Genomic DNA, 6376 nt, shown 5'->3' with positions numbered 1-6376 from the left:
TCTGAGCGCGCAACAATGCGGGTAGGGCGAGGGCTACCCCTGCCAAAGCGCTAGTGTCCTCGTTGCCACTGCGTTCAGCAGCCTTAATCGTTTCCCAATTGTCTGGGACATTATGGTTTACGATTTCAGTGTCGCCAAACACATGAGGATGGCGGCGGACCATTTTTTCGCAAATGCCATTGACCACATCCTGGAAGTTGAACGCGCCAAGTTCGCTCGCCATCTGGCTATGAAATACCACCTGCAGCAGTAAATCTCCCAACTCGTCTTTTAAGGCGTCGAGATCTCCACGTTCAATCGCGTCGGCAACTTCATATGCTTCCTCAATTGTATATGGAGCAATAGAAGCGAAATCCTGCTCAACATCCCACGGGCAGCCAATATCAGGATCCCGCAAGCGCTCCATAATCTTGGTGAGAGGGGTAATATCAGGAGTCATAGATCTGGCCATATGCATTAGTTCGATAATATATATTATGTTAAATAAATTTTGCTAATAGGGTTTTAGACGTAACAATCACAGCACATGTAATCACGGTTGAAGCACCATCATATTGGCTTCGACCTTCCAACTTGCCATGCTGTCCAGAAAGTTCATGCCCAATACATTAACGTCTCCGAAACTGTCCGAAACGACAACCTGATGGTTTTGTATATTGTGCGGTCCGATCGATAATGAACGCGCAACACCGCGCTTCGCCGCCACACGCCCGTTTGCCGTATTAAGAATGATCGGATAACCATTGGCGTCAACCTCAATACCAGTTTCGCTGGCCGTGTTTGCGTTGACGGCAGTGATTGTCGCGCCACTGTCGATCATGAAACGTACCGGTTTTCCATTGATATTGGCCTGAAGCCAATAATGGCCATCGTCCTGCCGGCGCAATTCGATGGCTTCGCCGCTAATAGTTTGCCCGCCTGTTCCGGCAATATCGGCCTTTACACGTTCCCAGACGCCAAGAAATTCGAAACGGAAGCTGAAAATGGCGAACAAAGCTGCAAAGATGGCCACCCAGGCTAATCCAGCTTTTGCAATATATCCGAGAGGCAACCGCCGGGCGGCGAGCGAACTGATCAATAGCAATATACAAACGACGCCCCAGATCAATGACGGGCCATCCTCCATGATATTCATCGGGTGGCTTTCGAAAATAGATTATAGAAATTGTCTGAAGTTTGCTGCGCTAGTATTTCACACGAAACGCCTCGCAGTTTTGCCACAAACCGCGCGGTATCACATACAAAAGCAGGCTCACCCGTTCTGCCGCGATGGGGAATTGGCGCCAGAAATGGCGCATCGGTCTCCACCAATAATCGATTTTCAGGCAGCCATGTCGCGACATCCTGAATATCCTTGGCGTTCTTGAATGTTACGATACCGGATAGCGAAATATAAAGGCCTAAGTCCAAGGCAATACGCGCGAATTCAGCGCTCGCAGTAAAGCAGTGAATGACGCCAGTGAACGCACCTTCCCGCATTTCTTCGGCTAAGATAGTTGCTGTATCGGCTTCAGCATCGCGCGTGTGGATTATGATCGGCAGGCCCGTTTGGCGTGACGCTTTGATATGCTCGCGAAAACCGAGACATTGCTGCGCGCGGTCGCTTTTGTCGTAATAATAATCAAGGCCCGTTTCACCAATGGCGACAACGCGCGGATGGGTGGACTTCGCGACAAGTTTCGCGCGGTCCATGCCAGCATGCTGATCCGCCTCATGTGGGTGAATGCCTACCGACGCCCACACGTCAGTTTCCTGTTCAGCTAACCCAATGACCTCATCCCACTCGCGTTCCCGCGTAGATATATTGAGCATCGCAGACACGCCACTTTCCCGGGCGCGCGAAAGCACTTCTGCTTGATGTTCTACCAAGCCTTTGTAATTTAGGTGACAGTGGGAGTCGACGAACATCAGGCGGCCGCCCCCTCCTCCGCAGGCAATTCAAGCCGCGGAAACAAGCCGACAGGCTGGGCAATCTGGAAATTGCTTTCGACCAGCGGCGAATACCAATGCGATCCCGCATTCGCAAAATTGCGCACGTCTGCGGGCACGCCCATTTGATCTAGCAACTTGGTCGCTGAGCCAGGTATGATTGGCAATGCCGCAATGGCAAGCTGCGCTATGCAAATGAACAAGGTGGCCAACACCGTTTCCATCCGCTCGGGATCGGTCTTTTTGAGTGCCCATGGAGCCTGTACGTCGACATAGGCATTGCATGCAAAAACTGCCTGCATCCAAGCCTCCAGGGCTTGTGACATGGCAAGATCTTCAAAATATGCAGGTACTTGCCTTAAAACGGCATTGCCAACCAAGTCCAACAAGGCATCGTCATCGGCGTGGTGGCCATGAACCGCAGGAAGATGGCCCCCGCAGTTTTTAAAAATGAGCGACAAAGTCCGTTGCGCCAGGTTACCGAAACTGTTGGCCAAATCCGCATTCACGCGCGTTACAATTGCCTCTGGACTGTAGCTTCCGTCTTGGCCAAAGCTGACTTCGCGAAGCAGGAAGTAGCGCAAGGCGTCGACGCCGAAGAGCTCCGCAAGCTCCATGGGGTCAACGACATTGCCCAAGGACTTGGACATTTTCTCCCCTCGGGACAGGAGAAATCCGTGGCCAAATACCATTTTCGGCAAGGGCAAGCCTGCTGACATCAGGAACGCTGGCCAGTATACGGTGTGAAATCGCACAATGTCTTTGCCAATAATGTGGACACTGGCGGGCCAGAACTTACGCCATTCCTCGGTGTCGTCGGGGAACCCAATGGCGGAAATATAGGTCGTGAGTGCGTCGAGCCAGACATACATGACATGGTTCTCGCTGTTCGGTACCTTGACGCCCCAGTCAAAACTGGTCCGCGACACCGACAAGTCCTTCAATCCGCCTTCGACGAATTTCACAGTTTCGTTTTTACGGCTATCCGGGCGGATAAAGTCCGGGTTTGCGGCATAATATTCCAGCAATGGCTTTTCATATTTGGACAGCCTGAAAAACCAGCTTTCCTCAACCGTCCATTCAACAGGCGTGCCTTGCGGAGAGAGCTTCTGTCCCCCCTCCCCATCGGACAATTCACTCTCATCATAATAAGCTTCGTCACGGACTGAGTACCAGCCTTCGTAACGATCAAGGTATAAATCGCCACTTGCCTCAAGCCGTTTCCAAATGGCTTGGCTGGCTTTATGATGATTTTCGGCTGTAGTGCGACAGAAATGGTCGGCAGAAATGTCAAGTGTCTCACACATCTGTCTGAAATAAGATGACATTTCATCTGCCAGGTCGCGTGTCGCCTTGCCCATTCCGCGCGCTGTCTGGTCCATTTTCAGGCCATGTTCGTCAGTGCCAGTCACGAAACAGACGTCGCGGCCATTTAGCCGCTGAAACCGCGCAATCGCGTCCGTGGCAATAGCCTCATAGGCATGGCCAATATGCGGCTTCCCATTAGGATATGCGATGGCGGTTGTGATGTAAAAAGGTTTGGACATGAATACTCTTAAAAAGGGGTTATGTGCGCGCTTTATGCGCTTGAACCGATGCCAGCAAGCTTCCCATTTGAAAGACGACGCTTTGCTTATCCAAGCTCAGGGCGATAGCGCGACCCGCAAGCCCACTCGCAGCCTCCCAAGCCGCAACGCCTTCGCTTACCAGCGTTGCATCTAGCGCGCGCGTGTGTTCGGCAATCATCGCAGGCGCACGGCGCAGAAAAGCTTCGTAGCGGGGCTGCGCGGCCTTTAGTGCCAGCTTATCCGCCAAACCACTGCGTAAAGCGTTGTCGCGGTCGCCAGTACGCAATATTGACGTCATGACGTCTTCAATCTCCTTGAGGTCAAGCCCAAGGAAATCAAGCGCTTGGCCGGGCGTGCCATTACCCAGACGGACGAGAGCCTGAAGTTCGACTGCACTGACCTCGGGCGCAGCGTGTTGCAATACACTCGTCATTTCTGCGTCCGACAAAGTCTCGAACCGCAAGATCTGGCAGCGTGAACGAATGGTGGGAAGCAGTCTGTCACTGGCATGGCTAACAAGGAAGAAGAACGTGCCGACGGGAGGCTCCTCTAGCGACTTCAGCAAAGCGTTCGCCCCGCCCCGTTCCAGGTCGTCCGCAGCATCGATAATGATCGCGCGTCGGTTGCTTAAACCTGGCCGCTTTGTCAGCGATTGCTGAAGCCCGCGGATTTGATCCACCGTGATACTGCGTTTGAACTCGGTAACATCGTCAATGTCTTCATCGTCTTTCAGCGCTTCTTTCGGCAGGCGTTTCACGGAAAGGATATCTGGATGCGAGCCGCGCGTGATCATGCTTCCATAGGCATTTTCAGGATCAACTAGCATCGCCGCCGCCCGCAATGCAAAGGCAGACTTACCAATCCCGCGGGGTCCTGCCAATATCCAGCCATGGTGGATTTTTCCGCTGTCGCATGCGGTCGCAAATTGCCGCCACGCCTTATCATGTCCGACATAATCTCTCATGCAGGCTCCAGCAGGTCACTTATTTCGCTCCACAAACGAGCAGTCACTTCCTGGGTATCCCCTGATGCATCGACAAGTCGAACACGCGGTTCGCGTTCCGCAAAACTGACGAAGGCGACGTCGACGTCGGAATGGAATGTCGCGGTGCGTCCCTGAATGCGGTCAGGCTGGTTCTGGTCGCGCGCAGCGGCGCGATTGGTGGCCTCTTGGGTGTCAAGGCGAAGCACCAATGTCCGGTCAGGCAACAACCCTCTACTTCCGATTTGATGCAGCGTGAGGATGTCGGCATCCGACAAGCCCGATCCCGCGCCTTGATAGGCACGGCTGCTGTCGATGAAACGATCGGAAATGACCCATTTCCCGCTAGCTAAGGCTGGCTCGATCAGCCGTTCGACATGGTCGCTTCGCGCGGCAGCAAACAACAATGCCTCAGCGCGTGGCGACCAACGCTCCGCACTTCCGCCAAGAACCATCTGGCGGATAAGCTCAGCCCCTTCCGTCCCGCCGGGTTCACGTGTCAGAACTACTTCTAAACCCTGCATGCGGATCAGTTCAGCCAGCGCCGCAATCTGGGTAGACTTGCCAACGCCCTCGCCGCCTTCGATGGATATAAACCGCCCACGCGCCGTCATTGGCGCACCGAAGCTGGTCGGGTCATTACGGGTTCCGCAGGATATGACATCAATTCTTGTGTTCCGTTATCGAATTTCGCATTTGGCAGAGCGCCTGCCCTTCCCATCCGATAGGCGAATTCAAGCGCCACGTATAGCAGGCTGCTGGTGCCGACCTAAAACTTAATTGCGTAGCTCGTCCGCCAGCAGGCCTACCGACAACGCATAGAAATTCGAACAGTTGTAATCCAAAATCACCCGGTAATTTCCGCCAAGTAGATACCCGGTCTGCCCAACACCATCAGGCTCAATCAATGTCGCCATCATGTTATCATTGGGCCAGAAGCCGCGCTGGGGCGAGACGCCCAATTGCCGCCACTCTGCGACGGTCTTCCACTGGCTGTGGCGCGCAAAGACGCGCGGGCAGCGGGGGGAGGACATCCGTGTATTCAGGGCAGTGCGATTAAGCGATGCAGGAACATTAACCGCAAAGCCCCATTCCTCGCCCCGTCGCCATCCTGCGTTGACAAAATAGTTGGCTATGGATGTCATTGCATCGACTTCGCTACGCCAGATGTCTGCGTAACCGTCACCATCCCCATCACGGGCCAAGCGCAGATAAACCGATGGCAGGAATTGTGGCTTACCGAGCGCCCCCGCCCAGCTTCCGGTGATCGCATATTGCGGGACGCCCTTATCGATCATCTTGAGAACCGCGATTAACTCGCCCTCGAACAGTGCGCGACGACGACCTTCAAAAGCCAAGGAAGCCAAAGCCTCTGGCGCGTTGAAATTGCCAGTGACGGAACCATAATTTGTTTCATGGCCGTAAATAGCGATCATGATTTCTTCAGGTACGCCCGTCTCGTCCTCAATCCGCTTTAGCAAAGGGCGAAGCTCGGAATATTTGGCGCGGCCACGGCTGATGCGCGAAGCATCGACATGCCGCGCTTTATATGGGGCAAAGTTCGGAATGGGCGCGTTTGATGTCCCTTCGGGTTGCTGCCGATCTAGCCGAACTACGCGGTCATTATATTTGAGGGACGGTAAGACGCGATCAAGCGTTGCCCCCGTCACACCTTCACGCAAGGCACGTTGGCGTACCTGCATAAGATATGACCGGAAAGCAGTTTCCTGAATATCTACCGCCTGAACTGCACTATCTACACGATCCTGCGCCATGCACGGGTTGACCAGCATAAAAGCGCCGGAGAAAATTGACACCGTCGTCAGAATCTTACCGTAAACGCCCACAGGACCCCCTAATTGTTCAGTTTGCACCTTGTGCCACAGACAACAAAGCC

General features: G+C 53.8%; 7 protein-coding genes. All 7 read right to left on the bottom strand.

The annotated features are described in order from the left end of the window. Positions 1 to 451, bottom strand: a 451-nt coding sequence (locus tag ACK4S7_RS05330; RefSeq protein WP_409644971.1) for a MazG family protein, incomplete at its 3' end; no start/stop codon positions are given. Between the two features lie 81 nt (positions 452 to 532). Next, complete coding sequence (locus ACK4S7_RS05325) at positions 533 to 1135, bottom strand: TIGR02281 family clan AA aspartic protease (protein WP_409644969.1); 603 nt, start codon at positions 1133 to 1135, stop codon at positions 533 to 535. Next, positions 1132 to 1908, bottom strand: coding sequence for a TatD family hydrolase (locus ACK4S7_RS05320; RefSeq protein ID WP_409644967.1), 777 nt, complete (start codon positions 1906 to 1908; stop codon positions 1132 to 1134). Before ACK4S7_RS05320 ends, ACK4S7_RS05325 begins: the two co-directional genes overlap by 4 nt. Next, entirely contained in the window at positions 1908 to 3476 is a 1569-nt protein-coding gene (gene metG / locus ACK4S7_RS05315; protein ID WP_409644965.1) for a methionine--tRNA ligase, read from the bottom strand. The genes ACK4S7_RS05320 and metG overlap by 1 nt, the downstream gene beginning before the upstream one ends. Positions 3477 to 3495: 19 nt before the next feature. After that, positions 3496 to 4461 (bottom strand): DNA polymerase III subunit delta', encoded by a 966-nt coding sequence (locus tag ACK4S7_RS05310; RefSeq protein WP_409644964.1) that lies wholly within the window; start codon positions 4459 to 4461, stop codon positions 3496 to 3498. After that, complete coding sequence (tmk, locus tag ACK4S7_RS05305) at positions 4458 to 5093, bottom strand: dTMP kinase (protein ID WP_409644962.1); 636 nt, start codon at positions 5091 to 5093, stop codon at positions 4458 to 4460. The genes ACK4S7_RS05310 and tmk overlap by 4 nt, the downstream gene beginning before the upstream one ends. 162 nt (positions 5094 to 5255) lie before the next feature. Beyond that, on the bottom strand, positions 5256 to 6254 hold the full coding sequence (locus tag ACK4S7_RS05300) for a lytic transglycosylase domain-containing protein (RefSeq protein WP_409644978.1): 999 nt from the start codon (positions 6252 to 6254) through the stop codon (positions 5256 to 5258). Positions 6255 to 6376: the final 122 nt, after the last annotated feature.

Source organism: Sphingorhabdus sp., assembly GCF_046292425.1.
Lineage (GTDB): Bacteria > Pseudomonadota > Alphaproteobacteria > Sphingomonadales > Sphingomonadaceae > Sphingorhabdus_B.
Note: the sequence above shows the minus strand (reverse complement) of the source record. Positions and strands in the feature narration are given on the sequence as shown.

What these genes read in the sequence shown, in the direction of transcription:
- ACK4S7_RS05325 (WP_409644969.1), bottom strand. Translation starts at nt 1,135, where the DNA reads ATGAATATCATGGAGGATGGCCCGTCATTGATCTGGGGCGTCGTTTGT.
- ACK4S7_RS05320 (WP_409644967.1), bottom strand. Translation starts at nt 1,908, where the DNA reads ATGTTCGTCGACTCCCACTGTCACCTAAATTACAAAGGCTTGGTAGAA.
- metG (WP_409644965.1), bottom strand. Translation starts at nt 3,476, where the DNA reads ATGTCCAAACCTTTTTACATCACAACCGCCATCGCATATCCTAATGGG.
- ACK4S7_RS05310 (WP_409644964.1), bottom strand. Translation starts at nt 4,461, where the DNA reads ATGAGAGATTATGTCGGACATGATAAGGCGTGGCGGCAATTTGCGACC.
- tmk (WP_409644962.1), bottom strand. Translation starts at nt 5,093, where the DNA reads ATGACGGCGCGTGGGCGGTTTATATCCATCGAAGGCGGCGAGGGCGTT.
- ACK4S7_RS05300 (WP_409644978.1), bottom strand. Translation starts at nt 6,254, where the DNA reads ATGGCGCAGGATCGTGTAGATAGTGCAGTTCAGGCGGTAGATATTCAG.